Origin of the sequence: Pseudomonas gingeri, assembly GCF_013386115.1 — a bacterium.
Classification (GTDB): domain Bacteria; phylum Pseudomonadota; class Gammaproteobacteria; order Pseudomonadales; family Pseudomonadaceae; genus Aquipseudomonas; species Aquipseudomonas gingeri.
In genome coordinates this window covers 303,682-320,097 of record NZ_JACAOR010000011.1, presented here as the reverse complement: position 1 = coordinate 320,097, position 16,416 = coordinate 303,682, and the positions used below count along the sequence as shown (strand labels likewise).

The window sequence follows — 16,416 nt, the reverse complement described above, 5'->3', positions numbered from 1 at the left end:
ACAGGGAACGTGGAATGAACATCAGGGCATCAGACGTAACGCGGAGGGCGCCACAGGTCGGCCGGCTCGGACTGGAGCACGGTGGGCGTTGACAGGGTGAGCGGCAACGGTGGCAGCGAAGAGAAGGTGCCGATATTCAGGATCCGGACCAGGCCGCCGATCTTGCACTCCTCCCCCGACTTGCACGGCGACTTGGAGACGGTGCCGTGCTGCATGTCATTGCAGCAGGGGGCATGGCTCATTGCCGAGCCGTCATGACTCATCAGTGGCATCGGGCAGGGTTCGGCAAAAGACGCGGCCGCGGCCACGCTACCGAAGATCGGCAGCATCAGGCTGAGCACCAGGGTCAAGATCAATCGAAACCTGAACATCGGAAACGCCAACTGAAAAGGAGGGTTGAGGGAAAAGATACGCTATTTGAAGGGGCGTGGGTTAAGTAGAGATTAATGTTCTACGCTTCGTTGCGCCGAAGCCGCACGGACTTCCGGCTGTCCCGTTCCCAAGGAGCTCTTCATGGCCATCACACTGCACAATCAGACCGGCTTTATCAGCCAGTTTGTCGTCAAACAGGGAGATCTGATCATCGCCCGTTTACCGGGGCTGGAACCCGATGCAACCCTTATCGTCCCCTTGGATGACACTCGCCAAGTCAATGCCAGCACGGTGATCGACGGCAATACCTATGTTTCGGCCCCGCTGGAAATACGCGGCAGCATGGGCTTTCTCGCCCAGGTCCTCCAGGTGCCCAGCCAGGGAAGCTATGAGTTCGAGGTCGTCGAATCACCGAGCCCGGTGGCTGACCAACTGAGCTTTCAGAAAACCTGCCTCAACCCGGTGACATTTACCCTGACCAGGGACGATAAACCTCTGCAAAACGTGGTGGTGAGCGATTCTTTCAGGGTCGAGACACTGAACATCGGCCATACCTTTTCCGCCTATGCCATCATCAACGGGATCACCACGGCTACCGTCTCGACCAGCAATCCCAACGCGACCATCAGCGCAGTGCAGGACACCTCCACGCTGGAAAGCGGCTACTTCACCCTGGTCGTTCAGTAATCAAACAGCATGCAGAGGGCAAGGACGCCCATAACGCGCTATTCCGCAACCGCCTGCAACATCCACCCGCCTTCGCGCTCCTCGATCAGGCCGCAAGCCAGCAACAACGGACGCAGGCGAATATGCAACTCGGGTTTGACGAACTCCTGTACTGCCGGGAGGTCCAGCAGTCCGGGAACCTCCAGGTCGGTCTTGAAGAACGACAGCCAGGCCTTCTTCAGCACCAGCAGGACCTCGCTCGGGGTGGTCCTGGCGAACTGGCGGTTGACCACCTTGCCCAGTTCGAAGGTGTGCTGGAAGGCATAACCGCTCTCGCTACCCGCCGCGTCCACGCAGCGCATGCACTGGCACGGCCCATCGGCAAACGCCTGGAGCAGGAAGGCATTGAAGTCCGTCACGGGCTTGAGGGAGAGCCGCTTGTCTACCTGGAACAAATCGTCCTGCTGTGCCATTTCGGCCATCGTGCCCTTCCTTAACAATAGAGTGCGCGTGCCCGCGAACGTCGGGAGTCGCGGGTAAAAAGTCGCGAAGTTAATGCCTCGACTTTCGGAAGTCAAAGCAACCCGTGTTTCGCCTGACACCCGGCGCTCAATCCTCCAGTTCGGATGCCGTCGGCATCACCTGCTCGACGGATTGCCTGGACAATGCCAGAGTGCAGAACATCTCACGGTCCATGCGGGCGCCTTCGACCATCAGTCGGGAAATGAATGGTTTGTCCAGGCGTTTGAAGATCATATGCGAGTTGCGCACACGGATTCTTGTCGTGCCGAAATCCCGTGCCCCCGCGGCGTCATAGGCAAGCTTTGCATACCCCATCAGGCGGGCGGCAGCGGCGAGCCGGTTCTCCAGTGCCGCCAACCAGACAAAAAGATCGGTATACAGACCGAACCACTCCCAGCCCAGGCGCCTGGACTCGGCCACGAAGTCCACCAGCACCTTGCGCGCCTCGCGCATTTTGCCCAGCGAGAGCAAAGCCATCGCCATCGTGGCCAAGGCATGTGGCAGGACGATGTTTCGATGGATACCACGCTGGCGGCACAATGCCTGACTGCGCTGCAGGGCACGCTCATACTCGCCCCTGGCCAGGTTGAGCTTGGCCTGGGCATTGAGTGCCAGCCGCTCAATGCTTTCCAGCCCTGCCGACAGCGCCAACAGGTGCAGGGACTCCAGGGCGAAACAGGCTTCTTCGGGTTGCTCGCAACGCTGGTACAGGCTGACTTCCGCCATCAGTCGCTCGGCCCGCAGTCGAGGCGACCAGTCGGCAGACTCGATTTCGATAATCTCCTCGAGAATGCAAGGTGCCTCGCCAGATGGCAGGAACGCACAGTCCATGGCTCGACACAGCGCCAGGAAAACCCCACGCGGATCATCCAGCGAGCGATAGAACGCCAGTGCCCGGGGAGCAAAATCCGTCGAACGGCATGTGCCGTTCCCCGCATGCAGCCGACTGAACTCCAGCCAGTACCTGGCCAGCAGTGTCTCCAGCTCGAAGGGTGAAGCCTCCAGCACAAGAGTCCGATCCAGTGCCAGGGCAACGGACTCAAGCGCAAGAAAACGCTGGCGACCTTCACTGACCAGCCCTTGCTGGAAGAACAGCGGGCCGGATACACCAAGCAACCTCAAGGCCAGTTCCGGCTGGTGTTCCAGGCTCCAGTCCAATGCCGCCCGGACGTTGTCGGTGTCCGCTGCATAGTCCTCCAGCCAATACTTGTCACCGCAGTCCCAGTAAGCCTCATACGCCCGGATCATCAACTCGGTGCAACTCAACGCGTGCCGATGACGCAAAAGCTCTGTTTCCCCCGCCTGGTGCAACCTGGCCCTGGCGTACTCGACTACATACTCGCAAAGTTGGTAACGCCGGACCGGACCGTCCTGAACCTCGACCAGCGATCGATCCACCAGGGCATCCAGGGCATCTATCGCGGTCCATTTATCCAGCGTGATCTCACCGCATACCGCCGTCGCCAACTCCAGGGTGAAGCCTGCGACAAACACCACGCAGCGACGCAACAAGGTCTGCTCCGGGGTAGAGAGCAGGCTATAGCTCCAGTCGAGTCCCGCACCAACGGTCTGCTGGCGACTACCGCCGCCACCTCGCCGGAGACCGTTCAACATCCCCAGACGTTCCCCCAGCCGCGATGCCACGCCTCGCACCCCGAGCAAGGGCAACCTGGCGGCGGCCAACTTGATCGGCAAGGCCATGCCGTTGAGCTGCCGACACACGGAAATCACGGCGGCGACATTCTCGGGGGTGACCCTGAAGGTACGGTCGACCGCCTGTGCCTGGTCGGCGAACAAGCTCACCGCCCCATACTGCATGGCTTCGTGGGCCGACACATCGGTGCCGGGCACCGACAGGCCTGCGAGCCGAAAGACCCGCTCGCTTTCGCCCCTGATCGCGGCCTGGCTGGTAATCAGCAATCGAACTCCAGGCGCTTTCTTGCCAACGGCCCCGGCGAACCGGGCGATGGCCTCCAGCAGATGTTCGGCGCCATCAAGGACCAGCACGGCCCCGAGGGGGCCCAGGGCCAGAAGTAATTCGCCCAGTGGCTCATCGGTTCGGATCGGCAGCATCGCAGCGCGCGCAATCGTCTGCACCAACTGCTCCGGATCGGTGACACCGGAGAGCTCGACCCAGACGGCAGGTTTCAACTGGTGGGCCGCCGCCAGCGCCAATGCACTCTTGCCTATCCCCGCCGCCCCGACGACAGACACCAGCGGGTAAGCCTGGACGAGCTCCAGCAGATCGACGAGCTCTCGATCCCGCCCCATGAGTTTTCGCAGCGCCGCGGGCAGGCTTGGCACAAGCGCATCAACGGCCCCGGCAGAGGGTAAAGGCGGTTCCTCCACCACCATTGCAAAGCGGTAGCCCTGGCCAGTCACCGTGACCACCGCCTGTCCTCCCAACACCTTGCGCAATGTCGAAACCTGAACCTGCAGGTTGTTTTCCTCGACGAACAGGTTCGGCCACACCAGCTCAAGCAGCTCGCCTTTGGTCACCATGCGCTCGCGGCGCTCGATCAAGGCCAGTAATACATCAAAAGCACGAGTTCCCAAGACAATGGGACTGCCATCGACATACAACCTCCGCTCGGCTGGGCGAACTTCAAATCGTCCAAATCGGTAGTCGCGCGTCATTTTCTTCCCTGTAAACAACCTGCTCGAGCCTCTGCCCCTTCGAGCCAGGGCGAACATCGATCTTCAGAAAATTTCAGCCCGATTTCAGGGCGCTTAAGGACTTGGGCCCCCTCCTTACTCGAAAGTCACTTCCGTCAACCGGCCAGGCCTCCAGAGCACCGATCCTGAGCCAGGATTGCGCTGACACAACAAAACTGACAACCCGGTTTTCAAGTGTGTTGGAACCGGAAACCGACACGTTGCACAGGCCACCCAACCCCATTCGGGCGAAGGCCAAGCCCACACCCAGGAGCTGTTCATGACTATTACCTTGCTCAACCAGACCCAGTTCGATGCCCAGTACGTCGTCAAGAAGGGTCAGCAGATCATTTCCAACCTGCCGGCCATCCAACCGAACGCCATGCAAACCGTCCCAGTGGGCGACACCTACCAGATCACCGCTACCACCCTGATCGAAGGCAACACCTACACCTCTGCACCACTGGATGTGTCAGGCAGCATGGGCTTCCTGGCGCAAGTCCTGCAGGTCAAGGCTCAGGGAACCTATGAGTTCGATGTGGTTGAATTCCCGAGCAACGTCTCCAACCAGCTGAGCTTCCAGAAAACCTGCATCAATCCGGTAACCTTCACCATCCTCAAAGATGGCAAGCCGCTGCAAAACATCGTGGTGAACGACAGTGGCCAGAACCAGACCCTGGACATCAGCAACACGTTCTACATCTATGCCGTGATCAACGGTGTCACCACCGAGACACTGGTGACCTCCAGTCCTAAAGCCACCGTCACCGCCGTCACCAACGGTTCGATCCTTGAGCGCGACTATTACTCGCTGACCATCACCGGCTAAGCAGGCATCAGAAGCAGCCATAATGGCACATCGCCCTTATGGCTGCCTTGCCGCCAGGATAATTCCCGTGACTCTACACGCTCGGACGTCCGCTCTCAGGGTTCTCAATCGCAGTCTTTGTGCCGTGCAGCTCAGGTTCTACCAGGAAAACTGCCTGATCTGGGACTCCTGGCTCGGTGCCGGTGCCGGCCTGTCGATTCCCGATCCCGAGGGCAGTGGCATCGATATCCGAGCCTATTTCACCGATGAAAACACTTGCGTGACCCATATGGCTCCCGCGCATCCGCCGGCAAAACCGGGACGTCTGGTCGCCAAGATGCAAGCCCGGGGGGATACCTACCAGTTCCGTCTCGACGACGAAGCACCAGGCACCGCCGAAGGTATCGAGCTGTACAACCAGTGTGCGGGCAGCGTGCGGTTTGAAGTCCGCTTCCTGCGCAGTCCTTTCGCCAGGACATTCGAGTTGCCGAGTAGTCGTAGCACTCTGCTGGCCGCAGCGGGCATGGAAGTCGTGGCCCTCGTCAATGGGGTCACCACCGCCCGTGTACCGATCAAGCAGTGGTACAGCGACCTTCTGATCGATACCCGGACACACCAGGGCAATACCAGCCCCATCATCAACCTGATAGTCCGCAGGCATCACCGATGATGCCCGACACCTACGCCTTCTGGCAGGAATGAACAACATGGCCGACCCGACAAAACTGACACTCACCGCCGACACTACGGACGCCCAGGTGACCTACCTGATAGCCGACGACAAGGATCAACTGACCATGCTGACGCTACCGCCCGGTGGCCAGGCGACTCACCCGACCGATCCGGACAGTGGCGGATGGCGCGCGTATGCCATCGTCACTTCGAACAAAACCAAGGTCAGCATCCTGACACCCGAACTGAGCCCGACCTCCGCCAACGCAACGCTTTTGTGCTCGGCAGTGGCGGACGAGGCCACGTACAGGCTGACACAGGTCACCCAGGGCGATGAGGCCAAAGCCGGCGACACCAGGCCGCCTCAAGACAACTGAACGCATCAAAAGGACAGCCCATACCGGACAGCGCTCTCATGCACGACGCCAGCCGCCCTCTCCATGCCTTCGGAGTCAGGACAACTGGCCCAAACCGCTGCCCAGGACTTATTGCAGGAGCACACCATGAGCAACAACGAAGCGGTGGAGATGGCGCACCGACAGTCCCCATGGAAAATCGTCGCACGCGGCGGTATCGAGCTGGAAATCTCCTGGATCGTGGGCGATGACAAGACCTCAGTCAGTGGTCAGATCCTCTACCGCAACCTCAACGAAGCATACCCCTTCCAGCTCGGAACCCCTGCTCACCCGGAGCGCTGGGTGGAAAAAAAGGTAGGCAACATAGAAGTCACACTGACACTGGATATCGCCCCCGGGGAAGCGCACCTGATAGGCAACCTGCCCCTGAGCCATGACAAGTTTCTCAACACCGCCATTGGTGGCTGGTTACTGGACGCCCAACCTCACGAGCTCATTGACGAAGACGGGCAGTCATTCACCGAAATGCCTCACGAGGCCATGGATCTGCCGCCCTTCATCTGGCTGCATCCACTCACGCCGGGTGAACGCGCCGACATGCAACTGCGCTTCATCCGCCTCAAGTCACCGGAGAGCCTGCCGCTCTATACCAGCCTGAGCCAGTGCACCAATACGGCCGAAAAACAGGCCACCGCCCTGGCGTTCGGCGGTTTCATCAGTGATATCTCGACCCTGCCGGCCCCCATCAACCGCTTTCCGGCACTACGCCTGGAGTTGCTGGCCACACTCCCCGGCGAACAGTCATTACCCGATATCTGGAAACAGACCGAGCTGCTGCTGGGTGAAGAGATCGATCATTTCCTCGCCAGCGCGGACTGGACCAGCAGTCAGGCCAGCGTCTGGCAAAGCCTGTTTGTCCTGGCCCTAACAGGTACAAGCCAACAGGCCGGTCTCGCAGCGCAGTTGATCGACATATTGCGTACAGGACACTTCCTCGACCGCCTGGAGCAGTGCGACCCCCGCCTCGAAGCCCCCGGGACACGGACACTGGTACTGTCGGCAATCACCGCACTTCCCGACGCCGTCACCACCACCGACCTGGCCCTTGCGGCGCCCGCGACCGACAGCACATGGAGCATACTGGGACCGGCCACGCTGAAGCGCGCGCACCAGTGCCTGCTGGGTTATAGCCCGGGGGAACTGGCCGATGTCGTCAACGTCATGCCCCATGAGCGCCAGGAACATCAGGAACAATCGCGCAGCTATCGCCAGGAGCACGACGACAACGACACCGAGCGGCAAAGCGTACGTGACCAGAGCCAGCAGACATCCGCCAGCAGCGACCTCACCAATGCCCTTCAGGAAGTCATGGCCAGCGAAGGGGTTGCACGCAACCTGAGCGATGTCTCACCGAGCTATGAAAACCTCAATGAGTACCTCAGCGGCAGTTGGACAGGCGCCAACGCCGGTGCCTCGTGGGCAGAGCAGGATCGCTCGCAACGGATACAACAACTGACCGAAAAGGCCGCCCGGCATATCGGCGATCGGGTGACCCGGCATCGTGGGCATGTCTGGCGGCAGGCCTGCGAGCGTCGCCGGAGCAGTCTGATCGACAATGCCGGCAACCAGCGTCTGGTTGGCATCTATCACTGGGTGGACAAGTTGATGCAGGTGCATTTGGTGGATATCGGCCGGCGCCTGGTGCTGGAGTTCAAGATAAAGGAACCCGCCCAGAGCTGGACCGAACAAGTTCTGCAGTCCTGTTCCCCACCCCTTTGCGCGCCCCTTTCCCTGGCCGACTCAACGCCTGCAATCGACAGTTACAGTGATGTGCTGCCGAGCAATTATCAGGCCCTGGGCGCACAATACGGGCTCAGCGACATGGCCCCACCGCCGGCGGACACGCGCCGAGTGGTCGTCACGGTCAACCAGATGCTGGTGGGTGACCTGAGCGTCCTGAGCGTTCCCAAAGGTTATCTGGGCGTTGACGGGCAGATGACCCTTGCCCTCCTGGACAATCAGCACAACCTGACCTGCGCCGTTGCCGGCCAGGTCCAGACTATTCCCGGCACAACGAGCACACCCGCGGTACTGACCGTCGTCACACCGAGCACCAACAGTTCGACCAGCGTGGGCAACGTGGTGATCACACCTACGCCGATGCCGGTCTCGCAGGTCAGCAGCGTGGAACTGCAGCATGTCGCAGGTCTCATCGGGGCTATTCCCGTGACAGCCATGTCGGCCGCCGCCGTCTGGGGTGTGACGCTCGAAGTGAACTGCAAGCGCGACACCACAAATGGCGACCCATTGCTGGTGTCCTGGCAAGTGCGTACCTACGAACGTCTGCAGCAGGCCTGGCAACAGGCCCAGGATGACTATCAGGCGGCACTGGCCCGACAGATCGCCAGTACCAGCGCCGGGCATACCACTGAAATACAGCGTACAACCCTGATGCAGGGCTGCCTGGCATTGCTGGCACCCGCCCCGGCTACCGACGCCGGGTACCTGGCGGCACAACTGCGCTGGACTGAAATGGGTTGGCATTACGAAGCGCAGATCGTTGGGGAGGACCCGGTGGGCGCTCTTGCCATCACCGCGTCCACCTCCGAAAAACTGTTCACGCGCTTCTTGCAAGCCAGCGTTGCCACCGCACGGATACCGGTCGCTCCGGGGCATGAGGCCCGACTGCTGTTTGCCCTGCAATTCCCCCAGCCCTGGATCGGTGATATCCACTGCACTCCCGTCACCGAAGGCACGCTCTTTTTGCTGGAAGAACTACAGGGACCAGAGCCCGACTACGTCGCGCGCACACGTCGGCGTTGGACCGTACGGCTACCGACCTCGCTGCTGTACTTGCAGCAAGGGGCGCAACTGCCGGCAATGCCGACCACCGCTCAAGAGCCGACACAGGCGATCAATCATGGACATGAATGATTGTTTCCCGGTGGGAGCGGTTGTCCCCTATGCGGGTCCCCTGGCCAGCTCCGATTCCGGGGATGGCGTCAACCTGGATCAGATCAGGACCAACCTTGCCCGCGCCGGTTGGTTGTTCTGTAACGGCGCCTCATTGAATCGTCAGGATTATCCGGAGTTGTTTGGTGTGATCGGCCAGGCATATGGCTACAAGGATGCCGATCATTTCAATCTGCCAGACCTGCGCGGTCGATTCATCCGGGGCGTCAGCGCCGATAGTTCGACAGACCCCGACAAAGATTCGCGCAAGGCATCGAGTTCCGATGGAAAAGGGGCGGTCGGCAATCGGGTCGGGACATTGCAGGCCGATGCCTTCCAGGGGCACGAACACCATTACACCGCCCTGGTCCAGAAAGGGCCGCCGGCAGTCGGGGAAGGTACGCCAGGCTGGATCCTCGACCCTGCCCCCAAAACCACCGCCGACATTGTCGAGGACACCAGCCCGGACTACGACACGCCACGCACGGCCAAGGAAACGCGCCCGGTCAATCTGTATCTCAACCACATCATTCGTTATCGGTATCGCATCCACCATCGCGGTTGAGCAAAACCGACAGCCCGCCGCGCAACACCGTGCAGACATAACTCTCAGAGGAAACAGGGATGACCATCACTCTAGAAGTATTACGGGCGATCCTGCCGAAATCGGGCGACTCCGCCGCCTTGTTCATCGCCCCTCTCAATGAAGCCATGCAGAGGTATGCAATCGACAGCCCGCTGCGTATCGCCGCCTTTCTCGCCCAGGTAGGTTATGAAAGTGAGCAGTTACGCATACTGAGCGAAAATCTCGACTACAGCGCAGCCCAGTTGATGCTTCTCTGGAAAAATCGCTTCAATTGCAAGGCAGCCAATGAATGCGCGTACAAACCAGACATGATCGCCAACATCGCCTACGCTTCCCGCTACGGCAACGGGCTCGCCAATACGGGAGACGGCTGGAAATACCGAGGGCGCGGCCTGATTCAACTGACCTTCCGCGATAACTATCGCGATTGCGATGCAGAACTCGAACTGGGCCTGATCGACAACCCTGGCCAGCTTGCCGAGCCATCGGGAGCTGCGTTGTCCGCCGGCTGGTTCTGGAAATGCAACAATCTCAATCACCTGGCGGACCACAGGTGTTTTGAGGAAATCACCCAAATCATAAACGGCGGTTCGAATGGCGCAGACCAGCGACTGGCGCTTTACCACACCGCCCTGCAAGTGCTGAAAGTACCTGTCGAGTCAGATGCCGCCGATAACCCGACCCCTGACCGGAGATAGGTCGCGATTTGCGCGCATCACTTTCCAGGCTTGACTTCTCTTTTTATATCAGTAACATACATCTCATTCCGCGATAGCTCAGTTGGTAGAGCAAATGACTGTTAATCATTGGGTCCCTGGTTCGAGTCCAGGTCGTGGAGCCAGACAAGGTTGCGGGGAAGGCTTTAAAAATCTCTGAAACCACCGAAAAAACCGCCTTCTGGCGGTTTTTTCGTTTTGGCCACATCGGCAAGGCTGACGCCTTGCACGTCAGCCCACCCTCTTCAACTATCGCACCGCCTATGGCCTGGCGATATCCGTGCGCGAAACATCAGGTGACGACTTCGGCAAAGTGTCCCGCAGTTGCTTGACCTGTGCTGCGTTGACGGTCGGCGCCTGGTTGCCCCAACTGGTGCGGATGAAGCTCAGCAGTTGTGCCACTTCTTCATCCGACAGGCGCCAGGCGAAACCCGGCATCCCCAGCTCAGAAGGCGCGGTAGTGGTGGCAGGTAATTTACCGCCCGCCAGCACCAGGCGGATCATCGACACCGGATCTTCAGACAGCACCGACGAGTTACCGGCGATTTTCGGGAATACCCGCGCGTCGCCCTGACCGTTGGTACGGTGGCAGGCCGCACAGTTGTCGATGTACAGCTGCGCACCACGGCTGCCCTCCTGACCCGCAGCCAAGGCCTTGGCGGTGGCCGGGTCGGCGCTGAAACCCGATACCTGACGCTCGCCGGCAGGCAGCGTTTTCAGGTACGCCGCCATCGCGTGCAGGTCGCTATCGTTGAGGTTCTGGGTGCTGTGAACCACCACATCGCCCATCGCACCACCCAACACTGCATGGGTTTCGCTGCGGGCACTGCGCAGGGTCGCGACAATGTCGTCGAGGCTCCAACTGCCCAGGCCGTCCGCCGGACTACCGCGCAAATTCACTGCCAGCCAGCCATCGATCACTGGTCCACCAGACAAGTAGGCCGGACTGGACTCATCCTGCGCCTTCTCCTGCAAGGTCACCGCACGCGGTGTGTGGCAACTGCCGCAGTGGCCCAGGCCCTGGATCAGATACGCACCACGTGCCACCCCGGCGTCCTTGTAGCCATCGGCCTTGAACACCACCGCATCGGGGTCGGGCGCAAACACCTTGCGCCAGATCGCCAGCGGCCAGCGCATGGACAACGGCCACGGCACCGCGTTGGCGCGGTTCTCGGCATTGACCGGCGTGACGCCGTGCATGAAATAGGCGTAGAGCGCCCGCAGGTCATCGTCGTTGACCTTGGCATACGCCGGGTAAGGCATGGCGGGGTACAGGCTGCTGCCATTGGCCGCGATACCGTGACGAACCGCGCGGTCAAAATCCTCCAGTGAATAACCGCCGATACCTGTGGTTTTGTCTGGCGTAATGTTGCTGCTGTAGAGCGTGCCGATTGGCGAGGCAATCGCCAAGCCACCAGCGAACGGTTGCCCCCCCTTGGCGGTGTGACATGCCGTGCAATCACCTGCGTCAGCCAGGTAGCGCCCTTTCTCGATCAACGCGGCCTGCCCGGCTTCAGGTGCCGTTTGCAATGCCCGTGTGTGTGTCGGCCAGAAAGCGAACACCAACAATCCAACCAAAACCGCCACAGCCAATCCAACCAGGCTCAGGAGAAACTTTTTCATCGGTCTTTCTCCTTATGCCTGAACCAGCGGGCCGGGGTTTTTGAGGTACTGCTCACGAATCGCCGAGGCAGACCAATACGCCAGTGCGCCGACCATGCCGGTCGGGTTGTAACCGTTGTTTTGCGGGAACGCGTTGGCGCCTATGGCGAACACGTTATGCACGTCCCACGACTGCAAGTAGCGGTTCAATGCCGAGGTTTTCGGGTCGCTGCCCATGATCGCGCCACCACAGGTGTGGGTACTCTGGTACTTGGTGATGTTGTAGTGCTCACCCGGCTTCTTGGCGTCGCCGGCCATGGCGGTCGGGTTGAGGATCTTCGACATTTCCAACGCCTTGCCGACCAGGAATTGCGACGCCTTGATCTCGTTGTTGTGCCAGTCGAAGTTCATCCGCAGCAGCGGCCGACCGAAACCGTCCTTGTAGGTTGGGTCCAGGCTCAGGTAGTGCTGGCGGTAAGACATGCAGGCGCCCTGCACTTCGAAGTAGAACGAGTGACGGAACGCATCGCTGGCCGCCTGTTTCCACTGCGTGCCCCAGGCGGGCGTGCCCGGCGGTACGTTGATCCCGCGTACCGGGCCGGCACCCGGCTGGCGTGCCCAGATGATCCCACCGCCGACAAAACCGGCCTTGGCATTGTCCAGCTGGTTACCGTTGAGGTTGTCCATGGTGGTGCCCGCGCCGCCGATCCCGATGAATTGGTTGGCCTGCACTTCCTTGCCAAAAAACAGCACCACTCGGTTGAGGTTCTGGTAGGAGTAATTGCGCCCGATGGTGCCTTCACCGCTCAGTGGGTCGTAGGGTTTGCCGATCCCCGAGAGCAGCATCAAGTGCACGTTGAACAACGAAAATGCGCAGAGCAGCACCAGGTCGGCCTGTTGCTCCACTTCACGCCCCTGGGCATCCAGGTACGTCACACCAGTGGCCTTCTTGCCATCGCTGTCGAGATTGACCTTGAGCACTTGCGCATGGGTACGCAATTCAAAGTTCTTGCGCTGGCGCAGCACCGGCAAGATGCTGATGTTCGGGCTGGCCTTGGAGTAGTTCAGGCAACCGTAATCACTGCAGAAACCGCAGGCGTTGCACGGGCCCATCTGGCAGCCGTAGGGGTTGACGTAAGGCGCCGATGCATTGGACGCAGGGATCGGGTACGGGTCCCAACCCATCTCGCGGGCCGCACCGTAAAACATCTCTGCACCAAGGTAATCACGGTTCGGGCCCAGCGGGAATTCACGCGAGCGCGACCCTTCGAACGGGTTGCCGCCCGCCTGTTTCACCCCTTGGATCACACCGGCCTTGCCGGACGTGCCACACACGTGTTCGAAATGATCGAAGTGCGGTTCGAGGTCTTCGTAGCTGACCGGAAAATCCTGGATGGTCATGTCGTCGGGAATGAATTTGGCGCCATAGCGCTGCTCGGTATTGCTGCGCAACTTGAAGTCTTCCGGCAGCGCGCGGAAGTGGCAGCCAGACCAGTGGCTACCTGCCCCGCCGACACCCGTGCCCGGTTTGAACGAGCCCATCTGCCGATACGGCACAGCCGTGGAGGTCAGGTTGTGCCGCGCGGTGACGGTTTCCTGGGACAAGCTTTGCAGGTACCGGCGATGTACCGAACCTTCAAGCTCATCGACCACTTTCGGGTAAGCGAAATCAGGCTGCGTGTCACGGTCGGCGCCGCGCTCAAGTACCACCACATGCAGTCCTGCATCGGTGAGCTCCTTGGCCATGATCGCCCCGGTCCAGCCCATACCTACAATCACTACGTCTGCTTTTGCCTTGATGTTCGCCATGCTCAACCCCTTCGCCCGGCCAGATCAACCGGCGGCAACGGGTACGGCTTGTCACGCACCGTTACCCAGTCCATGTAATCGGCACGCATGCCGGGATAACCGATCATCTTCCACGCCCCCATGTTTTTATTGCCGCCGTGGGACGGGTCGGCGAAATAGCCGTTGCGCACTTCGTTGAGCAGGTTGCTGAAAAACAGCTTCGAGGAAATGTCTTCCAGCGCCAGCTTGCCGCTCTCGGCGTTTTTCAACAGGTCTTCCTGCTGGGCGGTCGAGAGCTGGGCGAAGGCTTTGCCGGCGAAGTTTTTCTGGCAACTGGCGTCAATGGCCTTGATCCCGACCCGCAGGGTTTCGCGCAACGTGAGGCGGCCCTGGTAGCCAAACTCCGGCGCCGCTTCGATGAATGGCCCCTGCATGTACCAGATGCCGCCATTGGCATAGGGCGTCTGCATGTGCCGGTCGAGAAACTCCGGTACGCCGAGTTCGACGGCACCAGGGCCAACCTGATCGGACGGAATCAGGCGGTCGCAGGCTGCAATCAGGAAGGCCCACTCCTGCGGGGTGAAGAACGTCGGTTTGTAGTCAGCGACCTTGGCTGGTACCGGCGTACCGGTCTGGCTGTCGCTTGCCGGGGTCTGCGCGAAGGCGCCAGTGGAAAGGCCGGTACTGGCCAGTGTGACAACAGGGATCATCGTCAACGACTTGCGTAGAAAGTCGCGACGCCCTGGGGAGGTATCGTTCTCGGACATCGGTTACTCACTCCTGGGTCTAAACACGGGTGTACATGGGTTTTTCTTATGATTTGCCGTGGGAAACGGCAAATTGATTGCTACCTAATTATTATCAAGCTAACAAATAACCCGTAGCTAAAACGGTTATCACCACCTGTTTCAGGGTAATGGCGCACTTGTTCAGATCTTGAATTGGCGTACCAGGCCGTTCAGGTTGGCACCCAGCGAAGACACATCACGCATGGTGCGCGCGCTTTGCTCGGTTTCATCGGCCAGGCTTTCCACCGCGCCAGCAATCTGATGCACGCTGCGGTTGATCTCTTCGGCGACCGAGGTCTGCTCTTCGGCGGCACTGGCAATCTGCGCGTTCATCGCGTTGATCGTGCCGATCAGGTCCGAGATCGAATCCAGCGAAACCCCCACTTCGTTGGTCTGCTGGTTCGCACCCTCGCCGGCTTCGGTCGAACGATGCATCGCGGCGACCGAGGCAGTGGTACCCGCTTCCAGGCGCGTGATCATGTCCTGGATCTCTTGAGTGCTTTGTTGCGTGCGGCTGGCGAGTGCGCGAACTTCATCGGCGACCACCGCAAAACCACGACCGGCTTCACCAGCACGCGCGGCTTCAATCGCGGCGTTGAGCGCCAGCAAATTGGTCTGGTCGGCAATCGAGCGAATCACATCGAGCACCGAGACAATGGAGCGCACGTCCTGTTGCAGGTTGTCGAGGCTGGTACCGCTCAGGCGAATATCCGATACCAGTGCGCTCATTCCCTTGATGTTGTCGCCCACTACCTTGCGCGCGACATGGCCTTGCTGGTCGGTCTCTGCCGCAGCCTGGGCAGCACGCTGGGCACTGACCGCGACTTCCTGGGCTGCCGCCGACATTTCATGGATAGCGGTGGCAACCTGGTCGGTCTCGTTGCGCTGGCGCTGCATCGCTTGTTCAGAACGCAAGGTTTGCTGGGTCGCCTGATGCACCAGACCGTCGAGGTCGGTAGTCATCTTCGCCACCTGGCTGACCATGGTGTGGATCTTGTCGACGAACCGGTTGAACGAGGCGGCGAGATCACCCAACTCATCGTTGCTGGTGATCGCCAGGCGATGGGTAAGGTCACCGTCCCCGGCGGCAATGTCATCCAGGTTGGTCTTGAGCACACGCAGCGGGCGGACAACACCATTGGCGGTCCAGATACCGGCCGTTGCGGTTACCAGCAACAGCACCAGGGTCACCAGGAAGATGCTGCCCAGCAGAGCGCGGGTGCGTTCGGTTACCGCTGCCTGCTCCAGCACCATGGCGGCGTCGATGTCATCCATATTGATTGCGCTGCCGAGCACCATGTCCCATTTTTCCAGGTAAATGGTGTAGCCAAGCTTGGGCACCTGAACACTTTCCTGGCCTGGTTTTGGCGCGAAGTAATCGACGTAGTGCTTGCCGTTTTTAGCCACTTCGACAAAGGTCTGGTAGTGGAAGGAACCGTCCGGATCCTTGGTGTCCCAGAAGCTCTTGCCGATCCCGGCGGTGCTGTCGCCACGGAAGATGCGCACGCCTTTGGTGTCGTAACCGAAGAAGTAGCCTTCCTCCCCGAACTTTACCGGTTTGAGCAATTCGAGGGCCTTGTCACGGGCCGCCATATCGCCCTTTGCCGAGGCATCGTGCAGCGGCTTGATGGTGGTCAGGGCCACCTCGACATAGTTCTTCAGCACGTCACGATTGCGCTTGATCAAACCCTCCCGGGTTTCGAGCATTTGCTGGTCGGCAGTGCGCTGCAACATCCACGACGCAAGGCCGCTGATAATCAATGCGAACAACAACGAGGGGATGATAGCCAGACACAGCAATTTGCCTTTGACTGTAAGCTTCATGAACGATATGTCCTCCAGGTCAGTGTGGTTTTTCAGCGTATCGACCCGGTTAGAAATATCTTGATAAAAATGATGGCATTTTGACGTCAAAAATTAATCGACGTACTCC

General features: G+C 60.0%; 13 protein-coding genes, 1 tRNA gene and 2 pseudogenes. 8 read left to right on the top strand and 8 right to left on the bottom strand.

Translation table 11 applies throughout. The features are described 5' to 3' along the window. Nucleotides 1-29: 29 nt before the first annotated feature. Complete coding sequence (locus tag HX881_RS22565; protein ID WP_177086667.1) at nucleotides 30-371, bottom strand: hypothetical protein; 342 nt, start codon at nucleotides 369-371, stop codon at nucleotides 30-32. A 142-nt stretch (nucleotides 372-513) separates the two neighbouring features. Here HX881_RS22565 and HX881_RS22560 point away from each other — a divergent pair, with 142 nt between their 5' ends. Further along, nucleotides 514-1,059: a hypothetical protein gene (locus tag HX881_RS22560; RefSeq protein WP_017129452.1), complete on the top strand. Its 546-nt coding sequence runs from the start codon at nucleotides 514-516 to the stop codon at nucleotides 1,057-1,059. A gap of 38 nt (nucleotides 1,060-1,097) precedes the next feature. Here the strand turns inward: HX881_RS22560 and HX881_RS22555 are convergent, their stop codons facing one another. After that, nucleotides 1,098-1,520 carry a hypothetical protein gene (locus HX881_RS22555; RefSeq protein WP_017129453.1) on the bottom strand — a complete coding sequence of 141 codons (423 nt, stop codon included), beginning with the start codon at nucleotides 1,518-1,520 and terminating at the stop codon, nucleotides 1,098-1,100. Between the two features lie 127 nt (nucleotides 1,521-1,647). Continuing rightward, nucleotides 1,648-4,197 carry an ATP-binding protein gene (locus HX881_RS22550; protein WP_177086665.1) on the bottom strand — a complete coding sequence of 850 codons (2,550 nt, stop codon included), beginning with the start codon at nucleotides 4,195-4,197 and terminating at the stop codon, nucleotides 1,648-1,650. A gap of 298 nt (nucleotides 4,198-4,495) precedes the next feature. On the opposite strand from HX881_RS22550, the gene HX881_RS22545 reads away from it, so the two are divergent. The 7 genes from HX881_RS22545 to HX881_RS22515 all read left to right on the top strand — a co-directional run bounded on the left by HX881_RS22545 (nucleotide 4,496) and on the right by HX881_RS22515 (nucleotide 10,430). Next, on the top strand, nucleotides 4,496-5,044 hold the full coding sequence (locus HX881_RS22545; protein ID WP_017129455.1) for a hypothetical protein: 549 nt from the start codon (nucleotides 4,496-4,498) through the stop codon (nucleotides 5,042-5,044). A 67-nt stretch (nucleotides 5,045-5,111) separates the two neighbouring features. Beyond that, a complete protein-coding gene (locus HX881_RS22540; RefSeq protein ID WP_146049236.1) occupies nucleotides 5,112-5,693 on the top strand; it encodes a hypothetical protein in 582 nt (193 codons plus the stop codon). 37 nt (nucleotides 5,694-5,730) lie between these two features. Next, on the top strand, nucleotides 5,731-6,072 hold the full coding sequence (locus tag HX881_RS22535; protein ID WP_017129457.1) for a hypothetical protein: 342 nt from the start codon (nucleotides 5,731-5,733) through the stop codon (nucleotides 6,070-6,072). Between the two features lie 126 nt (nucleotides 6,073-6,198). Then, nucleotides 6,199-8,985, top strand: coding sequence for a hypothetical protein (locus HX881_RS22530; RefSeq protein WP_017129458.1), 2,787 nt, complete (start codon nucleotides 6,199-6,201; stop codon nucleotides 8,983-8,985). Beyond that, the gene (locus HX881_RS22525) at nucleotides 8,972-9,568 is read left to right on the top strand and encodes a phage tail protein (RefSeq protein ID WP_158683279.1); all 597 of its coding nucleotides are present in this window, start codon (nucleotides 8,972-8,974) and stop codon (nucleotides 9,566-9,568) included. The genes HX881_RS22530 and HX881_RS22525 overlap by 14 nt, the downstream gene beginning before the upstream one ends. Nucleotides 9,569-9,627: 59 nt before the next feature. Then, on the top strand, nucleotides 9,628-10,287 hold the full coding sequence (locus tag HX881_RS22520; RefSeq protein ID WP_177086663.1) for a glycoside hydrolase family 19 protein: 660 nt from the start codon (nucleotides 9,628-9,630) through the stop codon (nucleotides 10,285-10,287). Nucleotides 10,288-10,354: 67 nt separating this feature from the next. Further along, nucleotides 10,355-10,430: transfer RNA gene (locus tag HX881_RS22515), tRNA-Asn, on the top strand. 136 nt (nucleotides 10,431-10,566) lie between these two features. On the opposite strand, the gene HX881_RS22510 is transcribed toward HX881_RS22515, so the two are convergent. The 5 genes and pseudogenes from HX881_RS22510 to HX881_RS33290 form a co-directional block, all read right to left on the bottom strand. Then, nucleotides 10,567-11,928, bottom strand: coding sequence for a cytochrome c (locus HX881_RS22510; protein ID WP_017129461.1), 1,362 nt, complete (start codon nucleotides 11,926-11,928; stop codon nucleotides 10,567-10,569). A gap of 12 nt (nucleotides 11,929-11,940) precedes the next feature. Beyond that, nucleotides 11,941-13,716: a GMC family oxidoreductase gene (locus tag HX881_RS22505; protein WP_042937110.1), complete on the bottom strand. Its 1,776-nt coding sequence runs from the start codon at nucleotides 13,714-13,716 to the stop codon at nucleotides 11,941-11,943. A gap of 2 nt (nucleotides 13,717-13,718) precedes the next feature. Continuing rightward, nucleotides 13,719-14,462, bottom strand: a complete 744-nt coding sequence (locus tag HX881_RS22500) for a gluconate 2-dehydrogenase subunit 3 family protein (protein ID WP_017129463.1) — start codon at nucleotides 14,460-14,462, stop codon at nucleotides 13,719-13,721. A 162-nt stretch (nucleotides 14,463-14,624) separates the two neighbouring features. Next, nucleotides 14,625-15,113, bottom strand: a pseudogene (locus HX881_RS33295) (methyl-accepting chemotaxis protein); the annotation flags it as partial. A 369-nt stretch (nucleotides 15,114-15,482) separates the two neighbouring features. Continuing rightward, nucleotides 15,483-16,190, bottom strand: a pseudogene (locus HX881_RS33290) (cache domain-containing protein); the annotation flags it as partial. Nucleotides 16,191-16,416: the final 226 nt, after the last annotated feature.

What these genes read in the sequence shown, in the direction of transcription:
- HX881_RS22565 (WP_177086667.1), bottom strand. Translation starts at nt 371, where the DNA reads ATGTTCAGGTTTCGATTGATCTTGACCCTGGTGCTCAGCCTGATGCTG.
- HX881_RS22560 (WP_017129452.1), top strand. Translation starts at nt 514, where the DNA reads ATGGCCATCACACTGCACAATCAGACCGGCTTTATCAGCCAGTTTGTC.
- HX881_RS22555 (WP_017129453.1), bottom strand. Translation starts at nt 1,520, where the DNA reads ATGGCCGAAATGGCACAGCAGGACGATTTGTTCCAGGTAGACAAGCGG.
- HX881_RS22550 (WP_177086665.1), bottom strand. Translation starts at nt 4,197, where the DNA reads ATGACGCGCGACTACCGATTTGGACGATTTGAAGTTCGCCCAGCCGAG.
- HX881_RS22545 (WP_017129455.1), top strand. Translation starts at nt 4,496, where the DNA reads ATGACTATTACCTTGCTCAACCAGACCCAGTTCGATGCCCAGTACGTC.
- HX881_RS22535 (WP_017129457.1), top strand. Translation starts at nt 5,731, where the DNA reads ATGGCCGACCCGACAAAACTGACACTCACCGCCGACACTACGGACGCC.
- HX881_RS22530 (WP_017129458.1), top strand. Translation starts at nt 6,199, where the DNA reads ATGAGCAACAACGAAGCGGTGGAGATGGCGCACCGACAGTCCCCATGG.
- HX881_RS22525 (WP_158683279.1), top strand. Translation starts at nt 8,972, where the DNA reads ATGGACATGAATGATTGTTTCCCGGTGGGAGCGGTTGTCCCCTATGCG.
- HX881_RS22520 (WP_177086663.1), top strand. Translation starts at nt 9,628, where the DNA reads ATGACCATCACTCTAGAAGTATTACGGGCGATCCTGCCGAAATCGGGC.
- HX881_RS22510 (WP_017129461.1), bottom strand. Translation starts at nt 11,928, where the DNA reads ATGAAAAAGTTTCTCCTGAGCCTGGTTGGATTGGCTGTGGCGGTTTTG.
- HX881_RS22505 (WP_042937110.1), bottom strand. Translation starts at nt 13,716, where the DNA reads ATGGCGAACATCAAGGCAAAAGCAGACGTAGTGATTGTAGGTATGGGC.
- HX881_RS22500 (WP_017129463.1), bottom strand. Translation starts at nt 14,462, where the DNA reads ATGTCCGAGAACGATACCTCCCCAGGGCGTCGCGACTTTCTACGCAAG.